The sequence below is a fragment of the Brevibacillus aydinogluensis genome (assembly GCF_961514395.1).
Taxonomy (GTDB): domain Bacteria; phylum Bacillota; class Bacilli; order Brevibacillales; family Brevibacillaceae; genus Brevibacillus; species Brevibacillus aydinogluensis.
Genome location: NZ_OY569118.1, coordinates 1,776,180 through 1,796,507, shown reverse-complemented (window position 1 = coordinate 1,796,507; position 20,328 = coordinate 1,776,180). Strand labels below are relative to the sequence as shown.

The 20,328-nt window shown below is 57.0% G+C and carries 18 protein-coding genes and 1 pseudogene; 3 read left to right on the top strand and 16 right to left on the bottom strand.

Features of this window, described 5'->3' with window-relative positions; genetic code table 11:
• Nucleotides 1-69: 69 nt before the first annotated feature.
• From dprA to Q7F15_RS08740, 8 genes are all read right to left on the bottom strand, one after another.
• Nucleotides 70-1,185 carry a DNA-processing protein DprA gene (dprA, locus tag Q7F15_RS08775; RefSeq protein ID WP_304415444.1) on the bottom strand — a complete coding sequence of 372 codons (1,116 nt, stop codon included), beginning with the start codon at nucleotides 1,183-1,185 and terminating at the stop codon, nucleotides 70-72.
• 155 nt (nucleotides 1,186-1,340) lie between these two features.
• Nucleotides 1,341-2,270 (bottom strand): succinate--CoA ligase subunit alpha, encoded by a 930-nt coding sequence (gene sucD / locus Q7F15_RS08770; RefSeq protein WP_029098935.1) that lies wholly within the window; start codon nucleotides 2,268-2,270, stop codon nucleotides 1,341-1,343.
• Between the two features lie 79 nt (nucleotides 2,271-2,349).
• Nucleotides 2,350-3,510 carry an ADP-forming succinate--CoA ligase subunit beta gene (sucC, locus tag Q7F15_RS08765; protein ID WP_171564626.1) on the bottom strand — a complete coding sequence of 387 codons (1,161 nt, stop codon included), beginning with the start codon at nucleotides 3,508-3,510 and terminating at the stop codon, nucleotides 2,350-2,352.
• Nucleotides 3,511-3,699: 189 nt separating this feature from the next.
• A complete protein-coding gene (locus tag Q7F15_RS08760; RefSeq protein ID WP_171564625.1) occupies nucleotides 3,700-4,755 on the bottom strand; it encodes a hypothetical protein in 1,056 nt (351 codons plus the stop codon).
• A gap of 700 nt (nucleotides 4,756-5,455) precedes the next feature.
• Complete coding sequence (locus tag Q7F15_RS08755; protein WP_171564624.1) at nucleotides 5,456-5,770, bottom strand: YbjQ family protein; 315 nt, start codon at nucleotides 5,768-5,770, stop codon at nucleotides 5,456-5,458.
• A gap of 79 nt (nucleotides 5,771-5,849) precedes the next feature.
• Nucleotides 5,850-6,290: a hypothetical protein gene (locus tag Q7F15_RS08750; protein WP_304415443.1), complete on the bottom strand. Its 441-nt coding sequence runs from the start codon at nucleotides 6,288-6,290 to the stop codon at nucleotides 5,850-5,852.
• A gap of 182 nt (nucleotides 6,291-6,472) precedes the next feature.
• Complete coding sequence (locus Q7F15_RS08745; protein ID WP_171564622.1) at nucleotides 6,473-7,339, bottom strand: MurR/RpiR family transcriptional regulator; 867 nt, start codon at nucleotides 7,337-7,339, stop codon at nucleotides 6,473-6,475.
• A gap of 87 nt (nucleotides 7,340-7,426) precedes the next feature.
• Nucleotides 7,427-8,785 carry an aspartate aminotransferase family protein gene (locus Q7F15_RS08740; protein WP_304415442.1) on the bottom strand — a complete coding sequence of 453 codons (1,359 nt, stop codon included), beginning with the start codon at nucleotides 8,783-8,785 and terminating at the stop codon, nucleotides 7,427-7,429.
• 215 nt (nucleotides 8,786-9,000) lie between these two features.
• Between Q7F15_RS08740 and Q7F15_RS08735 the strand changes: the two are divergent.
• The 3 genes and pseudogenes from Q7F15_RS08735 (at nucleotide 9,001) to Q7F15_RS08725 (ending at nucleotide 11,150) form a co-directional block, all read left to right on the top strand.
• Nucleotides 9,001-9,623 (top strand): annotated as a pseudogene (locus Q7F15_RS08735) (YhbD family protein).
• Nucleotides 9,624-9,637: 14 nt separating this feature from the next.
• On the top strand, nucleotides 9,638-10,318 hold the full coding sequence (locus Q7F15_RS08730) for a polymer-forming cytoskeletal protein (RefSeq protein ID WP_171564619.1): 681 nt from the start codon (nucleotides 9,638-9,640) through the stop codon (nucleotides 10,316-10,318).
• Nucleotides 10,319-10,415: 97 nt separating this feature from the next.
• Nucleotides 10,416-11,150, top strand: coding sequence for a polymer-forming cytoskeletal protein (locus Q7F15_RS08725; RefSeq protein ID WP_171564618.1), 735 nt, complete (start codon nucleotides 10,416-10,418; stop codon nucleotides 11,148-11,150).
• 58 nt (nucleotides 11,151-11,208) lie between these two features.
• On the opposite strand, the gene Q7F15_RS08720 is transcribed toward Q7F15_RS08725, so the two are convergent.
• From Q7F15_RS08720 to Q7F15_RS08685, 8 genes are all read right to left on the bottom strand, one after another.
• Entirely contained in the window at nucleotides 11,209-12,108 is a 900-nt protein-coding gene (locus Q7F15_RS08720) for a fumarylacetoacetate hydrolase family protein (protein ID WP_171564617.1), read from the bottom strand.
• A 100-nt stretch (nucleotides 12,109-12,208) separates the two neighbouring features.
• On the bottom strand, nucleotides 12,209-12,982 hold the full coding sequence (locus tag Q7F15_RS08715) for an IclR family transcriptional regulator (RefSeq protein WP_171564616.1): 774 nt from the start codon (nucleotides 12,980-12,982) through the stop codon (nucleotides 12,209-12,211).
• A gap of 83 nt (nucleotides 12,983-13,065) precedes the next feature.
• Nucleotides 13,066-13,731: a bifunctional 4-hydroxy-2-oxoglutarate aldolase/2-dehydro-3-deoxy-phosphogluconate aldolase gene (locus tag Q7F15_RS08710; protein ID WP_304415441.1), complete on the bottom strand. Its 666-nt coding sequence runs from the start codon at nucleotides 13,729-13,731 to the stop codon at nucleotides 13,066-13,068.
• 34 nt (nucleotides 13,732-13,765) lie between these two features.
• Entirely contained in the window at nucleotides 13,766-14,704 is a 939-nt protein-coding gene (locus tag Q7F15_RS08705) for a sugar kinase (protein WP_171564614.1), read from the bottom strand.
• On the bottom strand, nucleotides 14,695-15,651 hold the full coding sequence (locus Q7F15_RS08700) for a U32 family peptidase (protein WP_304415440.1): 957 nt from the start codon (nucleotides 15,649-15,651) through the stop codon (nucleotides 14,695-14,697). Before Q7F15_RS08700 ends, Q7F15_RS08705 begins: the two co-directional genes overlap by 10 nt.
• Before the next feature lie 22 nt (nucleotides 15,652-15,673).
• On the bottom strand, nucleotides 15,674-17,866 hold the full coding sequence (locus Q7F15_RS08695; RefSeq protein WP_304415439.1) for a dihydroxy-acid dehydratase domain-containing protein: 2,193 nt from the start codon (nucleotides 17,864-17,866) through the stop codon (nucleotides 15,674-15,676).
• A gap of 23 nt (nucleotides 17,867-17,889) precedes the next feature.
• Nucleotides 17,890-19,038 (bottom strand): galactonate dehydratase, encoded by a 1,149-nt coding sequence (dgoD, locus tag Q7F15_RS08690; RefSeq protein WP_304415438.1) that lies wholly within the window; start codon nucleotides 19,036-19,038, stop codon nucleotides 17,890-17,892.
• A 15-nt stretch (nucleotides 19,039-19,053) separates the two neighbouring features.
• Complete coding sequence (locus tag Q7F15_RS08685; RefSeq protein ID WP_304415437.1) at nucleotides 19,054-20,316, bottom strand: nickel pincer cofactor-dependent isomerase, group 22; 1,263 nt, start codon at nucleotides 20,314-20,316, stop codon at nucleotides 19,054-19,056.
• Nucleotides 20,317-20,328: the final 12 nt, after the last annotated feature.

The following is a 20,328-nucleotide window of genomic DNA, read 5'->3' as shown; positions in this document are numbered from 1 at the left end:
TTAAATATGCTCATCCGATTTGTCAAACACCTGCAAGGCTTGATATTGCTTAGAGGAAATCGGACGAGGTCACTTTCTGGCAAAATAGCCTCCGGGCAAGCTGACAATGAATCCTCCTGTTTCCAGCATAAGCAGGGTCTGGTGCAGCCGCTGCCGTTCCCGCGGCGGGAGCGCTTCGGCCAGCTGGTCAGTGTGGACGGGCTCGCAGCCGATCAGCGCGTATACTTTGCTCTCCGTTTCGCCCAGCCTGCCCCCATCTCCACAGGCTGGCTGATCGTCCGCAACAGGCGTCTTAGGCCATACCCCCAATTCATCCAGCACGTCGGCCGCATTCGTTACTAGCTTTGCACCTTGTTTCAGCAAGTTATGCGGACCCGCGCTCACCTCGGAAAATATCGGCCCGGGGACGGCAAACACTTCCCGCCCCTGCTCCAGCGCACAATCGGCCGTAATCAGCGATCCGCTGCGTTCCGCCGCTTCGACGACCAGCACGCCGAGACTCAGCCCGCTGATGATCCGGTTGCGCTCGGGAAACAGGCCCGGCTTTGCGGGCGTCCCCGGCGGATATTCCGAAAGAAGCAGGCCGCTTGACCCAATCTCCGCGTAGAGACGCCGATGAAACACGGGATACACCTGGTCGATTCCGCAGCCCATCACCCCGACAGTAGGCGCTCCGGCGTCAAGTGCCGCCCTGTGCGCTTCAGCGTCAATTCCGTACGCCAGCCCGGAGACGATTACCATGCCTGTTTGGGCCAACTGTTTGACCAGGTGGCGGCACGCCGCCCGTCCATATGCAGTCGGCTTGCGGGCGCCCACGACACCGATCGCAGGCTGCTTCAGCAGCGACACATCCCCTCTGTAAAACAAGGCTAATGGCGGGTCTGGAATGTTCCTGAGCAGCGGGGGAAATGCCTCTTCCCAGAAACATACGAACGAGATGCCGGCGCGGATTCGTTCCTGCTTCACTGCCAGCACAGCGGATGGCGCAAGCGCGTCCGTCCAGGTCTGCACAGTTCTCACCCGTACGTTCCCCTCTTCCAAAACGGTCTTCCAGTTGACGGCAGCTTGCGCGAATGATCCCCAGCGCCCGTACAGCTCCCAAAGTTTTTTTCGTCCCAGACCGTTCATCTTGATCATCGCATACAGCCAATCCCGCTCTTCCAATCGATCACTTCCGACCTTCACCCGACCGCCTCCGATCTGTGCGTGGTTGTCCGGCGGCATCTGCCGCGACGTTTCGCCTGCTATTGTACACGGAGACAGCGGCGGGCACAAAAAAAGAAAGAGGGCAAGCGTCCATGCTTGTCCTCTTTCGGCACGCAAACTGCGACCAGATTGAATTACTTGTTCATTACTTTTTCCAGCAGACCGCGCTCTTTGAGCACTTCCACCAGCGTTTCGCCGATGACTGCCGGCGTTTTTGCCACGCGCACGCCGCACGCTTCCAGCTTGGCGATCTTCTCGGCTGCCGTACCTTTGCCGCCGGAGATGATTGCACCAGCGTGGCCCATACGTTTTCCCGGAGGAGCAGTTTGACCGCCGATAAAGCCTACGACCGGCTTCTTCATGTTGGCAGCGATCCATTCAGCCGCTTCTTCCTCAGCCGTACCGCCGATTTCCCCGATCATGATAACCGCTTCGGTATCCGGGTCTTCGTTGAACAGTTTCAGCACGTCGATGAATTCCATGCCTTTTACCGGGTCACCACCGATACCGACTGCGGTGGACTGACCGATACCGCGGGTCGTGGTTTGATGAACCGCCTCGTAGGTCAGGGTGCCGGAGCGGGATACGATGCCCACTTTACCCGGGGTGTGAATGTAGCCCGGCATGATGCCGATTTTGCACTCACCCGGCGTGATGATACCAGGGCAGTTGGGGCCGATCAATTTGGTCTTTTTGCCTTCCATGTAGCGTTTTACTTTCACCATGTCGAGAACCGGGATGCCTTCGGTGATGCAGATGACCAGATCCAGTTCGGCATCAACCGCTTCCATGATGGCGTCAGCCGCAAACGCCGGCGGAACGTAGATAACCGATGTGTTGGCACCGGTCGCTTCTTTTGCTTCTGCTACCGTGTTGAATACCGGAACCGATACAGTGCTGCCGTTGTCCAGCGTGAAATCGACTACGGTGCCGCCTTTGCCGGGTACTGCACCTGCAACCATTTGCGTGCCGTACTCCAGACCGCCTTTGGTATGGAACATACCGGTTTTACCAGTCATGTTCTGGGTGATTACCTTTGTATGTTTGTTCACGAGAATACTCATCGCGTAATTGTCCCACCTTTTTCATCGCGTATAGATACTTCTCGAAAAGCCTTTTCTCCGGTGCGTCCGAGACTCTGCCTTATTGAACCAGCGCTACGATCTTCTCAGCGCCATCCGCCATGGAGTCAGCCGCAACGATGTTGAGCCCGGATTCGCTGAGGATTTTCTTGCCGAGGTCCACGTTGGTGCCTTCCAGACGGACAACCAGCGGACGATCCAGTTTCACTTGTTTCGCAGCAGCAACAACGCCGTTTGCGATAACGTCGCATCTCATGATGCCGCCGAATATGTTGACAAAGATCCCTTTTACTTTCGGGTCTTTCAGGATGATCTTGAACGCTTCGGTTACTTTTTCTTCGGTAGCGCCGCCGCCTACATCGAGGAAGTTGGCAGGTTCGCCGCCGTAGAATTTGATGATGTCCATGGTCGCCATGGCCAGGCCGGCACCGTTTACCATGCAGCCGATGTTGCCATCCAGGGCGATGTAGGAGAGGTCAAATTTGGATGCTTCGATCTCTTTTTCGTCCTCTTCATCCAGGTCGCGCAGTTCCACGATCTCAGGGTGGCGGAACAGGGCGTTGCTGTCGAAGTTCAGCTTGGCGTCAAGCGCCATGACTTCGCCGTCACCGGTAACCACGAGCGGGTTGATTTCGGCGATGGAGCAATCTTTGTCGACAAATGCTTGGTACAGGCCCATCATGAACTTGACGGCTTTGTTTACCAATTCGTTCGGAATATTGATCGCAAACGCCAGCTTGCGCGCTTGGAATGGAGTCAGGCCGGTAACCGGATCGATGACTTCCTTGAAGATTTTTTCCGGGGTGCGTGCTGCCACTTCTTCGATTTCAGTACCGCCCTCTTCGGAGGCCATCATAACGACACGGCCTGTCGAACGGTCAACCACAAGACCGACGTAGTATTCCTTCTTGATGTCGCAGCCCTGCTCAATCAGGAGGCGTTTTACTTCTTTGCCTTCCGGACCGGTTTGGTGAGTAACCAGAACCTTGCCAAGCAGCTCTTGCGCATATGTACGGACTTCGTCGAGGCTTTTCGCCACTTTTACCCCGCCTGCCTTACCGCGTCCGCCGGCATGGATTTGCGCCTTCACGACGACTACCTGGGTGCCCAGTTCCTTGGCCGCTTCCACCGCTTCATCCACGGTGAACGCCACGCGTCCTTCGGGAACCTTTACACCGTACTGCTTCAGTATCTCTTTGCCTTGATACTCGTGAATGTTCATTCTCCATCCTCCTAATGGCAAATAAAGATCGGCAGGTTCGCACCGGCCCAAAGTTTGTTCCGCCAGACACAAAACTGCCTTTATCAGTGCAACGTAACTATTCTACGACAAAAATCGCAAAAGTGGTAGTGGAATTGACATGTTCTCTACTATCGTGACCAGAAGTCGAACATTTCATGAGAATTCCGCTTACTTTTTTCCCCCAAACAGGGTCAGCAGCTTGTCGTCCAGATGCTCGTGGACATACCAGGTGTCGTTCACGCGAATGTGGCGATCGTAGACGTGCACGGTCACGTCGCCCTGTTCGACGGAAAAGATCAGGCGATAGCGCTCATTGCCCGGCGACTTTGGCTGACCGGCAATCGCCACGCCGCCTTTCAGCAGCCGGACACACTGATGTGCTTTCCCCTGCTCCACCGTCGTTTCCGTCGCGCTTTGCTCGACAGACGCCACGCTTACATCCCCGGACGGCTCGATGCGGATTTTCGACGCTTGAAACAGCCTGTCCAACGCATCACCCTCCGTCCGCCGCGGCGGCAGCCATTGGGTGAGCTGCGAAAACAGCGAACCCTGGATGCTGTAGTAATGCGTTTCCCGGCCGAACGGAATGGACACCAGCGTCGGCGTTAGCATGGAAACGTGCAGGGAACGATCCCCTGCATCGATGCGCAGCAGGTAATTGGGATACAGCGGGTACTGATCGATCTTCTCGTCGCTCAGCGGGGTGGCAGCCGCAAGCACCCCCTGGAGAAATTTCGCCTGGGTTGTGCCAAGCGTAACCGTTTGACCCAAGTCTTCAGCAGTGACCACCGCCGTCTGGACTGCTGTCGGCAGCAGCCCTTTTCCCGCCTTCCGATGGATCCACTGGTAAAAGCGGTCGGCACCCGGTCCGCGATATGTATTCTCTCCGTACTGGCTTGCTTGCTTGCCCACTTCCACCACCAACGGGGCCAGCTTCTGCCGGTAGAGCACCAGCGTATAGCGAATCTCGTCCCGCTTCAGCGGCTGCGGGGAAACCTGCAGGTCTTTTCCCTGCTCGGGAAGTTCCTTGAGAAATTCGTCGAGAGCAAGAGGAACTTCCTGACCGTCCGTGGAGAGCACGGTTACCTTTTCCACGGCTCTCAGATCGGCGTCCAACTGCTTTTTCATGTCGGACTCCGCATCTTTGACGCCCTCGGAGCAGCCGGCCAGCAACAGACCGGCCATCAGTACCGGAAACACATACGCACGCAAGGTCCTTTTCATGCAGGTATCCTCCCATCGTGATCGCTGGCTTGTCAGACATCCCTGCAACAGCCCCAATCGACAGTGCGGATCGCGACGCATTTGTCACCGCGCTTGTCCAATCCGCAAACTGGTTCTGCGCCCGCCTCGTCGAAGGCGGCCGCGACGAAATTATCCCGTCTTTTTTCACGAATCTGGCGTTTGCCTTCAGCATCAGGCGCACGGCTGAGGCTGCTTCGACAGGTGGTAGAAGTCAACGTGCACGGTGTGGTCTTCCAGCTTTTTGATAACAGCCAAAAAGGTACACGAGCGGTCCCTCATTATGGAGACAGTAGTTCGCAGGTCTTATTTTATCGCAGGACTCCAAGTCTTGACCAGTTTTTTCTACCATGGTCGACAGAGCGGGAATTATTGTCGCAATGCCCGCAGATGAAGGTTTGTATCTCGCGCTTTCGGCGTTTTGGGGGAACGGCCTCGCCGCCGCCATGTATTATAGTAGTTATTTTTTACTGGTTCTTTGGCAGGGTGAGCTGCTGCGTCTACGGAAGTCCGTTCTCCCTAATGGGATGCCGGCAGCGTATGTTATTTGCTGACAATTTAGAAAATACTTGTTCACTTGTTAGAATAGTATTGCTTCCCATTCGGAGTAAAGCATTTTTTGCTCCGCTTGTTTTGTCCTACCCGATCGCATCAAAGAGAAAGCCGGGCAGATGCCCGACTGTCACTTCACCCGTACCGCTGTTCCCGTAGCGATTACCATCATCATGCCTTCGCGCAGCGTCTCGAAGTCCAAATCCACGCCGATGACGGCATTTGCCCCCAGGGCTCTCGCTTTCTCCTTCATTTCCTGGATCGCCAGTTCCCTGCCTTCGGCGAGCTTGTTCTCATAGGCACCGCTGCGGCCGCCGATGATGTCAGTGATCCCTGCCAGAAAATCGCGAACCACGTTGGCCCCCATAATCACTTCACCGCTGACAATGCCCAGATACTCCACAACTTCTTTGCCCTGCAAGGTGTTGGTGGTTGAGATGAGCATGTGATTGCCTCCCCATGAATCAAGTTCGTATTCCTACTATTATTACGGTTGGGGCAGCTGTTCGGTTGCAAACGTTTTTTCACACCGTGCCGACAGCACCTTGGCTGGCACTCCCCTGCTGCATACCGGATGCAGGTTTCGATTCTTGCAGTTGATGTTGCGGTTGCTGTTGTTGCTGTTGTTGCTGTTGTTGCTGTTCTTGTTGTTGCTGCGGTTGCTCCTGTTGCTCCTGTTGCCAGATATCGCCAAGTGCTCCTTCTTGCAGTTCTTGTTTGGATTCCTGGATAAATTGATTGATTTTTTGATGGTTCACCTGATTCTGCTGCTCCTCCCGCTGACAAGGCGCGGCTGGCGGCGCTATCTGCTGCCGCTTCTGCTCAATTGCCTGCTGTACGTCCTGCTGCCCATGCTGTCGTTCGTCGTTCTGCTGCTTCTTCTGTTGGTCATTCCCGGGCTCCTCGAGCTTGTTCTCGACCAGATTGAAAAACGGATTCTCTTCTTGATGCTCTCTGTGATTCAAATGAATCCCTCCTTGTTCGTAAGCGCTCAGACATCGTGTTCGCCATAAACCCCCAGTTTCATATCCATACATTTCCCATGAACAACGTTTGTATGTGTAGAAAATCCTGCATTATGCAAAAACACCCTACCGATGCCGGCAGGGTGTTTTGCACGTGCAGTTTGATAGGGTCACGCACATGTCTATTTCCTGGGTTCCACGTAACTGTCAAAGTGCCTCCAAACCTCTTCCAATTCCAGCAGGACATCCTTGGCCTGTTCGGCAGACGCCTGGGTCATCGCTCGCAGCAGGGCAGTGACGACCGAAAGCGGCGCTACCAGGGAATCCATGTGTGAAGCAATTCCTGTCGGCGTATAGAGCACCTCGTCGGCATGGCGAACCAGCGGCGAAGAGGGATAGTCAGTAATGGCTGCGACATGAACCCCTTTTTTCTTCCCGTAGGCCAGACAGTCGACCGTAAAACGGGAGTATCGCGCAAAGCCGATGCCCACAATCACATCGTCTGCGCCAAAGCGTTGCAGCTGATCAACCGTGCGCGGCTCTCCGGTAAGCAAGACGGTCTCCTTGCTCAGAAAACGCAGGTAAAACTCGAAGAAAAGCCCGATGGACAGCGTGCTTCGCGCACAAACGATTCCGATGCGCGGAGCCGCGACGAGACGTTTGACGATCCTTCCAAACGCCTCCAAATCGATTCGTTCCATCATCAGCGTCAGGTTTTGCACATCCTCTTCGAAATACTGCAGGACTGTTCGCTGCTCGGCGCTTTCCACCACGCGCGAGAGCTGGAAGCGCTCGCCGGTGGTCAACTTTGATCGGACCAGTTCCTGCAGTTCCCGCGAGAGGGCCGGATAGCCCGAACAGCCGATAAACGAGGCAAAGCGGGTAACGGTCGATTCGCTGACACCGGCCTTGCGGGACATTTCGGCGACGTTGTAAAAGGCGGCCGATTCAGGGTCCCGCAGTATTACGTCGGCAATCCGCTGCTGTGAGGGACTCATCTGTGCGTACAACTGTGACACCTTCTGGAGAATGGAAGGTCCGTATTCCATCGTGATCACCTCAATACGTTGTCCCGTACATCCAATACCGTTAAGTATACGAAAGGATAGAAGCGGCGACAACGCAGCGGGACACGACTATGCGGTCACATGTTGGCCCAGCGCGGCAAAACTTTTTTCAAACGCGTCCAGCGTCGCCTGAATCTCCGCCGGGCCGTGCGCGTCTGAGAGCGAAAAGCGATTGAGCGGTTTTGAATAGACACCGTGATCCATCAGCAGATAGTCGAGCGCAAGACGAAGCTCGTGGCGGTTCGCCCCCAGATCGCGATAATTCCGCACTTCAGCCTCCGTAGTCAGGACGTTGAAAATGGTCCCGACGCCCATTGTTTTTACGGGGACACGATACTGCCGGGCAAGCTCGTGAATTCCGTCGCGCAGCTGATGTGTGCGCTGCACCAGCGATGCAAAACGGCCAGGCTCCTGCAAATACCGAATCGTAGCCAGGCCTGCCGCAAGGGAGATGGGATTTCCGTTGAAGGTGCCGCTGTGAAAGACGACTTCCTGACGATTGCGGGAGCGCAGAGGCGAACACATCTCGAGAAGGCGGCGTTTTCCCCCGACGACGCCGATCGGGAACCCTCCTCCCACCACTTTCCCCAATGCGCTTAAATCGGGCGTTACGCCATAGTAATCCTGGGCGCCCCCCAAGGAAACGCGAAATCCCGTCTTGACTTCATCAAAAATGAGGATAATTCCGAGGTTGTCAGTCAGCTGCCGCAGATTTTTCATAAACTGGCGGTCGGCCGGGATATATCCGGATTGCATCGGTTCCACGATGACAGCGGCGAGCTGATCCTTTTTCTCTGTCATAATTTTTTCGCAAGCATCCCAATCGTTGAACGGAAGCACGACGGTATGCTGCAGATAGTAATCCGGTGTCCCTAGGGATTCCGGAACGGACGCCGGCGATGTTTGATCCCCGAAGCGGTCAAAGGTCGGATTTACGCTGACCAGCACATGATCGTGCGCCCCGTGATAATGGCCCTCAAATTTGGCGATATGCGTTTTCCCCGTGTAAGCCATTGCCAGACGCAGAGCAAACAGCGTCGCTTCCAAACCGGAATTGGTAAACCGCACTTCCTCAAAGCTGGGATACAGACCGGCCAGTTCTTGTGCCATTTCCAGCTCCAGCGGATGAGTTGCGCCAAAACTGCTGGTCCCCTGCTGTTCCCATACTTGTTGAATCGCCTTCTGTACAACCGGATGACCATGCCCCAAAAGCAAAGCGCCATAAGACAGCAAGTAGTCGACGTACGCATGGCCGTCCAGGTCATACAGCCAGGCATCACGCGCCTGCGCAAAGGTAATGGGAAAGGGTTGATAGTATCGCAGATTGCCGTTCACTCCACCGGCAATCAACATTTGTGCCTGCTCAAAAAACGCCGCTGATTTCGGACGTTTTTCACGGTAGTGCTGCTGAAAGGAAGAAAGATTCATGGTGACTCCCCCCACGTCGTTTATGAAATAATTATTGCACCACATTTTAGTTATTGCAATATTAATTTCATAACAGCACGATCATGAAATCGGGACACAGCAGCGCAGTTACGTGATATGCCTATTTCCGCCTGCTTGTTTCCCGAACAGGCGGCTGCCGTCTTTACAACGTAACATTGTTATGTTACACTGATTGTGCGAAAGGGGGGCCCGCTGTGGAACAGGATCTCATCTCCAAGAAGGAACTGCTGGAACTGACAGGCATCTCATACGGCCAACTGTACCGCTGGAAGCGAAAAAGCTCATTCCCGAAGAGTGGTTCATCCGCAAATCCACCTTCACCGGTCAGGAGACGTTTTTTCCCCGCGAAATGATCCTCGCTCGCATTGACAAGATCAAAAACATGAAGGACGACTTGTCGCTCGACGAACTGGCCGATATGTTCTCGCCCGCGCCTGCGGACATATCCTTGAGCAAACAGGACTTACTGAAACGTAACATTGTTTCAAAAGTGGCACTGGACTTGTTTACGGAACAGTTCGGGGATGCACCGGTGTTTCCGTTCGATTACATCCTGGCTGTCTTCATCCTGGAAAAGCTGCTCCAGCAGGGCGTCATCAGCCTCGACGAAGGCAAAAACCTGCTCGGCACGCTGCTCCGACACTACGGCAAATTCGCAGGAAAAAATTGCGAACTGATCTTCGTGCGCAAAATGGGCGTGTCCGCTTTTCTGCTCGTCTCAAGCCCGAGCGACGTCTACTTCGAGCAGAGCGTCAACATCGTGGAACGGCTCAATATCGCCGACGTTATTGAAACACTGAAATTGAAACTATCGTAAGGGAGGAATCGCCTATGGACAGGGAAAAGCGGCACAACCTGCTGATCAGCGGGATGGGAAGCGCGTCGGGCGGGGTTTTCAACAACGTCAGAATCGACGGAATGAGCAAGGTAAACGGCGATCTGTCATGCGTCAGGTTTCTCTGCAACGGCAAGGCAGACATTAACGGCAGCGTAACAGCTGACGACAGCATCGAAGTAAACGGGCTGGCCACCATCGCCGGCTTTCTCAAGGCGGAGCACGTCGTCATAAACGGCAAGGCGACCGTCCGCGGCGACATTGTCGGTGAGCGGGCGGAGCTGAGCGGAATGCCGAACATCACCGGAAACTGCGAGGTGGAAACCCTCACCATCAAGGGCGGTATCCGCATCGACGGACTGGTCAACGCGGAAACGATTGATGTCAGGCTGTACGGACACAGCCGCATCCGGGAAATGGGCGGCAAAACGATATCGGTTCGCAGAGAGACAAACGACCTTTCCAGATTTCTGGCGTTTCTCTTTCCCCCGTTTGCGTCCAAACTGAGCGCAGACAGCATCGAGGGTGATGACATCTATCTGGAATACACGCAAGCCGGCGTGGTTCGCGGAAACAACGTGCGGATCGGTCCGGGCTGCGACATCGAACTGGTCGAGTACCGCAACAAATACGAGCAGTCTCCCGAGGCCAAGGTGACCCGTCATCAACAGGTGTAATCGTCGAAGGAGACCTGAGACATGTCCGTTGACCACTGGCATCCATGACCGCACGGCCCAAGCTGTGTCAAGCAAGCTGTGTCAAGGAGGGATACAAATGGAACCAGGCAATATCAGATCAGACTTGACCATCACCGGTACAGTGAGCGCGTCCGGCGGGGTCTATCATGACGTAAAAGTGCGCGGAGAAGGCCGAGTGGACGGCGATGTGGACTGCCGCACATTTACCTGCATGGGGAGATGCGAGTTTTATGGCAGCTTGAAAGCAGAAACGGCGAAGATCACCGGGGATGCCATCGTTTCACAAAACATGCAGGCGGCAAAGGCAAAGATCACCGGCAATCTGGACATTCACGGCAATGCCGAACTGCAGGAAGTCCTGCTTCGCGGAGAGTTACGAGTAGACGGCCATATCAGCGGAGAGGAACTGGAAATCAAAGGGATGCTCAAGGCAAAAGGCGACTGCCAGGCTGAGAGGTTTTTGGCCACCGGCAGCTTTACCGTCGGCGGGCTGTTGAATGCGGGCAGGGTCGACGTCCGCCTGTACGGTGATTCCACAGCCAAGGAAATCGGCGGCGACCAGATCTGTGTCCGCAGAGGGTTCGGGTCGGGCCTTGGCGCAATGTTTCAGTCATTGTTCTCTCCGTCCGCCGGTTCACTTACAGCCGGCACGATCGAGGGCGACGACATCTATCTGGAGTACACGAAGGCCAGCGTCGTGCGCGGAAACAACGTAACGATCGGCCCCGGCTGCGAGATTGGCCTCGTCGAATACAAGAAAACGTTACAGCAGGACAAAGACGCGAGGGTAGCCGACAGCAGAAAAGTGTAGGGATGCGTCACGAACGGAGCCGGATGACCGGCTCCGTTTTTGTCGGTTGAATCTGGTTTTACACGGTAACACTTTTCACTGCCTGGCTCTTGACGGGATTGACCAGCACGCCGATGCCGGATATCTCAATCTCGATCCGATCACCGTCGGCCAGCGTGAACTCATCCGGCGGGACGATGCACGTGCCGGTCAACAACACGGTGCCGTCAAAAATCTGGTTGTCCCGCAGCAGATACGCGACCAGATCATCGTACCGCCGCTTCAACTGTCCGGTGCTTGCTGTACCTTCCACCACTTTGGTTCCGTTCCGGCTGATGCGGCAGGTGATCTGGAAGGCGTACGGATCATCCACCGTTTCCGCCAGACGTATCGCCGGGCCAATTGAGCAGGAGCCCCGCCACACTTTCGCCTGGGGCAGATAAAGCGGGTTTTCTCCCTCGATGTCACGGCAGCTCATGTCGTTGCCGACCGTATATCCGAGTATTCTGCCGTCACTGGCGAGAACCAGGCCAAGTTCCGGCTCCGGGATCTGCCAATTGGAGTCACTGCGCAGGTACAATTCCCGATTGGGGCCGACCGTTCGGGCTGCGGTCGATTTAAAGAAGATCTCCGGCCGTTTCGCCTCATATACTTTGTCGTAAAACGTCGTGACGTCCAGCTTTCCGCCGGTAGCCTCGTAGTTTCTCGCATCCCGGCTTCGCTCGTACGTCACGCCGCAGGCCCAGACCTCCGGCGCTTCCACCGGCACCAAGAGCGGCAGTTCTTCCATTCGCTGCGGAATCGGCTGCGCATCGGCGATGGCTTCCTGCACCACGGCAAGCGGGCTGATCCCGCGCTCATCCGCCTCCCTCACCAGCTCGAGAAAATCGCGCTGCGGCAGCACATATACCCGGGAATCATCGAGGACAGCTGCAAGCACCGGAACAGAGTCCCCCATCAAGAATCGAATAATCCGCATATGGTACCCTCCCATTTGTTTTGTATTGTAAAACTATGTTTTAAATTATGCTGACACCCACGGGTGCACTTCCTTGTCACGAAAGTTGCGAGACGATTTGTTACGAATGCTGTGAGGCGATACCGTACCCCATCTGCTGCGACATTTCCTCTGCTGCCGGCTTCAACATGCCGAGGAACTCCATCAACATGTGGTCATCTACGCGGGAGACCAGCGTGGAGATGCTGACAGCAGCCACCACCTGCCCCTTGTGATTGCGGATGGGAACAGCGATGCAGCGAACGCCCGGCTCGTTCTCCTGATTGTCTACTGCATAACCAGCCTGCCGCACCTTCTCCAGTTCCTGCCGAAACGCCTGTTCATTGGTGATCGTGTTTGGCGTCTGCGGCACGTACTGATATCCATCCAAGATGTATCGAAGTTCTTCCTCCGGCAAGAAGGCGACCAGCACCTTGCCCACCGCGCTGGAATGTACGGGAATTCTCCTGCCGATGCGCGAGTACAAAATCGTCGCCATCGGACCTTCCACCTTATCGATATACACGCCCTCTTTGTCGTCCAGGATGACAAGATGCGTTGTTTGCCCGGTCTTCATGGACAAGTCGACGAGGTATCTTTTCGCTATTTTCCGAATATCCAGACCATGGATGACATAATGCCCTCGTTCAAACAGCTTCATCCCCAACCGATATTTGCCGTTTTCCGGGTTTTGGTCAATGTAGCCGTGTACCTGTAGCGTCTTTAACAGGGAATGAACCGTACTCTTGTGCAACTGCATACGTTCGCTGATTTCGGTGATTTTCAGTTCGGTTACCTGTTCATCAAAAAGGTCGAGTATTTTCAGAGCACGTTCCACAGCTTGAATGATCGGCATTGTATCCTCCCTTTACCCATGTGATTGCGGAAATGATGTTGGAGATATATTACCATAGAATCGGGACCTATGAACGAGACTCTTTACGCTGATTTTCCGCAATCAACACGGGCACGGCGAACGGCGTCCACAATTGTTCGGGCCGTTTGTTCCACGGCGGCAAAGTCACCGGCGGCAATCGCCCGGCGATTTAGCAGTTTTCCGCCAATACCGACTGCTGCCGCTCCCGCCTCGATAAACGCGGCGACATTGTGCTCGTCAATGCCTCCGGTAGGAATGATCGGAATGTGTGGAAACGGCGCTTTGACATCTTGTAGATACTGCACCCCGAGCGCGGCCGCGGGGAATAGCTTGACCAAATCGGCCCCCCACTCCACCGCCGTAATCATTTCGGTCGGCGTCATCACGCCCGGTACGGCGATCTTCCCGTAACGCAAGGCGGCACGAATCACGCCTTGATGCAGGCTGGGGCTGAAGATGAAATCGGCTCCGCTTTTGATCGCCATCACGGCGGATTCGCTGTCGATCACCGTTCCCGCTCCGACTATCGCGCGCCCCTGATAGCGGCTGCTGAGCGTGGCGATGGACGCGTACGCGCTCTCCGAATCCACCGTAATCTCAAGCGCCGTAACGCCTCCCCGCACCAGACTGTCCGCCACTTGTTCGATCCTGTCTTCGGGAATCCGGCGGATCACGGCGATCACACCGCTTTCCACCAATCGTTCCAGCAACTTGACTTTCGGCAGCACGGTTGGCTCTCTCCCCTCCTTGTATGTTTACTGGTCAACGATGAATGTGCGGCTTCTCATCCGCGATCTGCGACCAGTACGGATATCCTTCGACGTCTCCGACAACCGTCAGCGCATAAGCTCCGACGCGGTTACCCAGTCTGACGGCGTCCCGGTACGACCAGCCTCTGATCAATCCCGACAGGAAACCGGCGGCAAAACCGTCTCCGGCCCCAATCGGGTCCACGATCTGTGGGACGGGAAATCCGTCGACGTACGCGCGTTCGTCTGCGGTCGCATAGTAAGCGCCGCGCTCGCCCAGCTTGACCACCACGGCCGCTGCCCCGTTTTTCCGCAATCGTTCGGCGATTTGCTCGGGAGCGTCTTCTCCCGTCAGCAGCCGGCCTTCCTCCCATCCGGGCAGGACGATGTCGCATTGGCCGGCGATGTCCATCAGCACGTTGCGCGCTTCGTCAGCGGGCCACAGCTTCAGCCGGATGTTGGGGTCGAATACGACGGTTACCCGATGCCGTTTCGCTTTTTCAATCGCCATGTACACGGTATCCCGGCACGATGGACTGAGCGCCGGCGTAATCCCGGTGACGTGCAGAAACTTCGCCCGGGCAATCAACTCCTCGCGGACGTCCTCCGGCTGGAGGCAGCTGGCTGCCGATCCCCGGCGGTAATAGTACACGTTGGACTCGCGGGCAATTTGCCGCTCTTTGAAAAAGACGGCCGTGGGATGATCGGCGTCAAACACGACGTGCGACGTATCGACCCCCTCGCCGCGAATCACATTGCGGATGTACAAGCCGAACTCGTCGTCACCGAGTCGGCTCACCCAGCTTACGTGATGGCCCAACCGCGCGAGGGCGATTGCCACGTTGGACTCGGCACCGCCGATGGTTTTTTCAAAGTGGGTTGCGGAGCGGAGCGGTCCCGCCGAGACCGGAGTAAACAGAACCATCGTCTCGCCAAAGGTGACTACGTCCATGCGTGTTCACCTTTCATCGGCAGGGCAGGAACGGCCAATCCGGCGGCACCTTTTTCCGAAATCTTCAGATCGGGCGCGTACCGTTGAATGATGTCGAGACCGATCCGGGCGCGGCGTACCCGCTCTCTGCACAAACTGATCGACGTCTGTTCCAAATGGCTGCCGGAGGGGTAGATGTTTGGCGAGTTGCGCAGGCCGAATTTGATGTAGACGGGAGCCGCCACCCGGATGATTTCCGGGATGTCGTAGTGGCGGATAAACCCGCCCATGTCGTCCGGCGCTTCCACGTAAATGTCAATCGGGATGTCGACTGCTTGCCGGATCGCCGCCAGGCGCGGCAGCGAAAGGTCCGTCGGCACGTTGTACGTGCCGGCGCCGATTTGTTCCATCAGCCGGATCGATACGGGATTTGCCTGGCCCATCTGAACGGAAATCTTTACGAGCAGGTCGGGGGGCAGCTCGCCCAGTTTCTTGAACTCGTTGACCAGCCACAAGAGCCCCTCGTCCGCCACCAAAATGCTGCGGATGCCCGCCTGGCAGGCCCGCTTGATGTCTTCGATCGCATACGCCAGCTGATCCATACCCTGCACCCGCAGTCCGGCAATTTTTCCTGCACTGGCCCAGGTCATCGGCGTAATGTCCCAGGTGCCGCGCGGGCCGACAAACAGGCTCACCTCCAGGTTTTCCCGACGACCGATGGCCGCCATCTGCTCAAGCTCGCGATCGGTCAGGAGCATGATGCCGCTGCCCTGCGAGATTCGGTGAATCGTCACCCCGTACGTTTCACACGCTTCCAGCACCGCTTCAAACGAGGCTGGCCCTTCCACGCTGGGAATTTCCACGCGGTACTGCGCTCCGTCCGGAAATGTTTTCGCAGAGCTGGGCAGATCGTGACAATCGCCTGCCGGAAAGCCCAATTTCTCGATCACCGCACGAGTTTGTTTCAACTCTGCCTCCACCCTTTCTCTTCTATTTCTTCCGTGTTTCAACGGCAACGTCCGCGGTGTAGTCCAGGACGGCTTCCTCGAACACGCTGAGCGGAACCACGCCGTGTGCCGCATCGGTGTGTCCCGTCATGCGGTTGCTGGCCGCCACCTGTCTTTGCCGCGTCCGGATGGTGGCAAGCCGCCTGTCCGCCAGGGCCGCCCGCTCCGCTTTGACCTGCTCAAAGGAAAACTGGAGCTTGCCGCTTTGAAAAGCGGCTTGATTGACAAACTGGATCTGCCGCTCACGCAGATTCAGGTACAGGAGATCGCCCGTCTTCAGGTAGAGGATGCCTCCGCCCAGACTGGCTTCCGGAGTCATGTGCCCGATCGCCGCTCCGTAGGTGACGCCGGAATAGCGTCCGTCGCTGATGAGCGTGGCCAGTCGTTTCAGGCTGCGGTTGGCGTTGATGTGCTGCATCGGCGTAAACATCTCGGGCATCCCGAACGCGACCGGCCCCTGCCCGGAGATAACGACGGCGATTTTCAGCACCCCATCCTCCACCATTCGGTCAAACAGCGCATCGTAGTCGAGCGTCTGCCAATCTTCCAGACGGTGAGGCGCATTGTGGCGGAGCACGGCCCGCAGGTTTTCCTCCGCGAAGCATTTCATTCGCTTCACCGTATCCAGCAAATGTGAATCCAGCAAATTGCGGTTGGCGTCATCCTCGTTTTCGTAATAGAGGACAAAGGCCACTTTCTTGTCAAACTCGTCAAGTTGGGCCGTCGTCATGCCGCTGATTTTCACGACGGCTGATTCAAAAAAGTTGCCGGTGAGCACATCCACCCCGCTGAACGGCCGGCGCGGCCGGGAGAGAATGATCGGATTGTCCTTGACGCGGTCTGCAGGCAGGCGCGCCTGGTCAGCCAACCGTTCACGCCACGTCGTTCCCGTTACCGTAGGCGCGTCCACATCCATCGGCACGCCGTTTTGCATCAGCTCGTAAAACAGCGTCTCCATCCCGCGGATACTGCCGCTGCAGCACTGCACCGCCAGCGCGTAAATGTCGCGTCCCTGCGTCAGACTGTAATCAAACAGGTCGGGAACAGGGTATTCGTGGTGAATCCGGTCCAGATCCCACAGGCTGAACCTGTAGCCGCCATACAACATGGCCGCTACCAGGTGCATCATCAGGTTGGTTGATCCGCCCGACGCGCTGTGTATGCGGATCGCGTTTTTGATGTTGGCTGCCATCACATTGGCCACGCCAAACACCGGATCGTTGATCATCAGGGCAAGGCTGTCCACGGCCTGGTTCACCTGCTCCTGACTGGGCGGAGCAGTCAACAGCTCCACGGCCGGATGAACCAATCCCAGGCCGGCGACAAGATGGCGGGAACTGTTGCCCGTGCCGTTGAAGGCGCAGACCCCGCCGTTTGCGTCACACGTGGCCACAGCCAGCCGCTTTTCGTACTCCTTGTGCGCCGCCTTGCTGATGATCCCCCTGTCCACCGCGCGTTCCAGCACGCCCTGAAACGCGGTGTTGGAGGAACACTGCAAAATGTAGGCCATCGCATCGCGCAAATCGTGCGCGATGTCGGACGCTCCCCGCTCTTCCGCCGCCGCGGCCACCTGCTCCAATTCGGCATACAGCTCGGCCGGGATCGTCCCCCCTTTCAGGACGTGGGCAGGAGCAAAAGTGGCAAAGAACGGCGCCTCGCCGCGGTACCGGCGAATCCGGTCGAGATGGGCCAGCGCACTGACTACGCCAAGCGGCTGTTTATCGCAGCCCTGGATGACGAACGCCCCATGGTAGCTGTGCGCCTCGATCTGATTGACCACCATCTGGGTAACCGCGTTGCGGCTTTGCAGCGAATAGCTCATGCCTTGATTGCTCTGCGCGGTGCCGTCGCACATCACCGGCGTGGAAAAGGCAAACGGCACGCCGCCATTCTGCCAGATGCGGATGGCGGCACGGGCGATCGTCACCCGATCCAGGATATGGGCCGGGTGATCGGGCGAACCGCCGATAATCGCGATGCGGGGGGCGTTTTCCTCCAGCCGGTTGTAGATTTCTTCCAACGTCCAGTCCGGCGCCGGACCGTCGTAGGCGGAACCGAGTATCTGTTTTGAACTGTCGAGCAGTCCCGCCACGCAAATCGGCTCGTTCGCTTTGCCTTGCACATTGTCCCGATACGGGTTGGTTTGATTATTGATCGGCGGAAATCGACGTGACATGGAATATCCTCCTTCCAATCATTCTACCATTCGGCCACACTGCCGTCCTCATGACGCCACACCGGGTTTTTCCAGTTGTGCCCCCTGCGCGCCGCCTCTTCCACCTTTTCCTCGTTGATCTCGATCCCCAAACCGGGGCCGCGCGGAATTTCCACATAGCCGTCCTTGTACGTAAACACGCTCGGATCGAGCAGATAATCGAGCAGATCGCTGCCTTGGTTGTAGTGGATGCCCAGGCTTTGCTCCTGAATGATGGCATTTGGGGTACACGCGTCCACCTGCAGCGAAGAGGCCAGCGCGATGGGACCGAGCGGGCAGTGCGGCGCGACGGCTACGTCAAACGCTTCCGCCATCGCGGCGATCTTTTTCACCTCAAGAATGCCGCCGGCGTGGGACAGATCGGGTTGAATGATGTCCACACAGCCGTCCATGAGAAGCTGCTTGAATCCCCAGCGGGTGTATTGACGTTCGCCTGTGGCGATCGGAATGGTGGTGTGGCGGGCGATTTCGCGAAGTGCTTCATTGTTTTCGGGCAGCACCGGTTCCTCCAAAAACATCGGACGGTACGGCTCCAGTTCCTTGGCCAGCACTTTCGCCATCGCCTTGTGGACGCGGCCGTGAAAGTCAATGCCGATGCCCACGTCCTTACCGACTGCTTCCCGCACAGCGGCGATGCGGTCAACCACCGCCTCCACCTTGGCATGCGAGTCGATGTAGTTCATTTCCTCGGTGGCGTTCATCTTGACTGCGGTATAACCCGCCTCCACTTTTTCCTTTGCCGCCGCTGCCACGTCGCGGGGGCGGTCTCCTCCGATCCACGAGTAGACGCGTACCTTGTCACGCGCGGCTCCACCGAGCATTTGATAGACGGGCATGTTGTAGTACTTGCCGGCGATGTCCCACAGCGCCTGCTCGATCCCGGAGATGGCGCTGGTCAGGATCGGTCCGCCGCGATAAAAGCCGCCCCGGTACAGCGTCTGCCAATGGTCTTCGATCCGCAGCGGCGATTGGCCGATCAAGTAGTCGCTCAGCTCGCGGACGCACGCTTGCACCGTACCTGCCCTGCCTTCGACAATTGGCTCTCCCCAGCCAACGATGCCTTCGTCGGTTTCCACCTTTAGAAACAGCCATCGGGGTTCCACCCGATACAGCTTGAAGGCCGTGATCTTCAATCTGTTCACCTGCTTTCACGGATAATCGGCCGAAAAGTCCATCGGCAGCGGCTCGCTTACGACCTCGATATCGTTCCGCTGCTCCGCCTCGTGCAGCAGACTTTCGGAAATCCAGATGTCCTGTAAATGCAGCGTGTTTTTGATGCGGACGAGCCGGACACGGGTCAGGTCAAAAGCGTTGCACGTTTTGATCGCCGCTTTGACTGCAAGCTCGCCGGTATCGAGAAACATCGGCAGTTTGACCGTCCCCACAACGGTGCTGGTCAAGGCGTTGGCGTACCCTTTTTCCCAATCGATCGCCTCAAACACGGCCCGCGTGGTGATGTCGGCCAATCCGATTCCGTTGGCGTTGCCGTGCGTTTTTTCGGTCAGACGGAGCACGACCGTGCGTGCCGCCTCCACGCCGCCGCTGGCATATGGCGTGGCATACCGGCCGGTGATGTTCGGGTCCATTCCGTCCCCGGAAATGTCTTTGCCGATCTCGTCTACCACCAGCACATCCAGCGGCGAGAAGGCAATTTTCGGCATCAGCGCCTTTGCCTCCAGCAGCAGCTTTGGTTCCTCATCCACCAGCTTTTCCGCCGGGATGGCCACGATTTTCGCCGGACGGTCATAGGCGTTCTCAATCGTGCCGACGCCGAAGACGATCGGCGCTTTGGCGATCACCATTTTGGCCATCTCCAGCACGTGCTCGGCCATGTACTTGAAGCTGTAGGCGTGAGCGGCCTCCGCTCCCTTTTGCTTGCCAAGACCAATCGTGATCATTTTCAGCAAACCGCTCTCCACTGGACCGCGAAACGCCGTGTGCGGCTTGATCCGGTTGATCACCACAATCTTGTCCGCGTGATACGCATGCTTGTCGGTGTAGACCGGCAGGCCGTTGGGCAGTCTGCCTACTTCCACCACATCCATGCTGGAGATGATCGGAGCCCCGACAAATGCTTCCGTGACGCCGAGGGATTCCAACACCTCCCGCTGTCCTGCCGCCGTCGCTCCCCCGTGACTGCCCATTGCCGGGACGAGAAACGGCTGCCCGCCGACTGACGCGATCGCCCTCACCACCTCCCTGACGATCGTGGGGATGTCTGCCACGCCTCTGCTGCCCACGGCAATGGCCACCCGATCCCCCGGCACGATTCGCCGCAGCACACCCGCTTCCGTGATCGCCCGGCGAACCGCAGACGCCACATCGTCAATCTCCGGCGCGTGAAAGTGCTGCCGAACCTTGACCATCCGGGGAAGCGGGATGTCGCGGAGCAGTTCTTCCAAGATGCCCATGGCCGTTCCTCC

Coding starts and splice junctions, on each gene's coding strand:
- sucD (WP_029098935.1), bottom strand. CDS start 2,270: ATGAGTATTCTCGTGAACAAACATACAAAGGTAATCACCCAGAACATG.
- sucC (WP_171564626.1), bottom strand. CDS start 3,510: ATGAACATTCACGAGTATCAAGGCAAAGAGATACTGAAGCAGTACGGT.
- Q7F15_RS08760 (WP_171564625.1), bottom strand. CDS start 4,755: ATGAAAAGGACCTTGCGTGCGTATGTGTTTCCGGTACTGATGGCCGGT.
- Q7F15_RS08755 (WP_171564624.1), bottom strand. CDS start 5,770: ATGCTCATCTCAACCACCAACACCTTGCAGGGCAAAGAAGTTGTGGAG.
- Q7F15_RS08745 (WP_171564622.1), bottom strand. CDS start 7,339: ATGGAATACGGACCTTCCATTCTCCAGAAGGTGTCACAGTTGTACGCA.
- Q7F15_RS08740 (WP_304415442.1), bottom strand. CDS start 8,785: ATGAATCTTTCTTCCTTTCAGCAGCACTACCGTGAAAAACGTCCGAAA.
- Q7F15_RS08730 (WP_171564619.1), top strand. CDS start 9,638: ATGGACAGGGAAAAGCGGCACAACCTGCTGATCAGCGGGATGGGAAGC.
- Q7F15_RS08725 (WP_171564618.1), top strand. CDS start 10,416: ATGGAACCAGGCAATATCAGATCAGACTTGACCATCACCGGTACAGTG.
- Q7F15_RS08720 (WP_171564617.1), bottom strand. CDS start 12,108: ATGCGGATTATTCGATTCTTGATGGGGGACTCTGTTCCGGTGCTTGCA.
- Q7F15_RS08715 (WP_171564616.1), bottom strand. CDS start 12,982: ATGCCGATCATTCAAGCTGTGGAACGTGCTCTGAAAATACTCGACCTT.
- Q7F15_RS08705 (WP_171564614.1), bottom strand. CDS start 14,704: ATGGACGTAGTCACCTTTGGCGAGACGATGGTTCTGTTTACTCCGGTC.
- Q7F15_RS08695 (WP_304415439.1), bottom strand. CDS start 17,866: ATGTCACGTCGATTTCCGCCGATCAATAATCAAACCAACCCGTATCGG.
- Q7F15_RS08685 (WP_304415437.1), bottom strand. CDS start 20,316: ATGGGCATCTTGGAAGAACTGCTCCGCGACATCCCGCTTCCCCGGATG.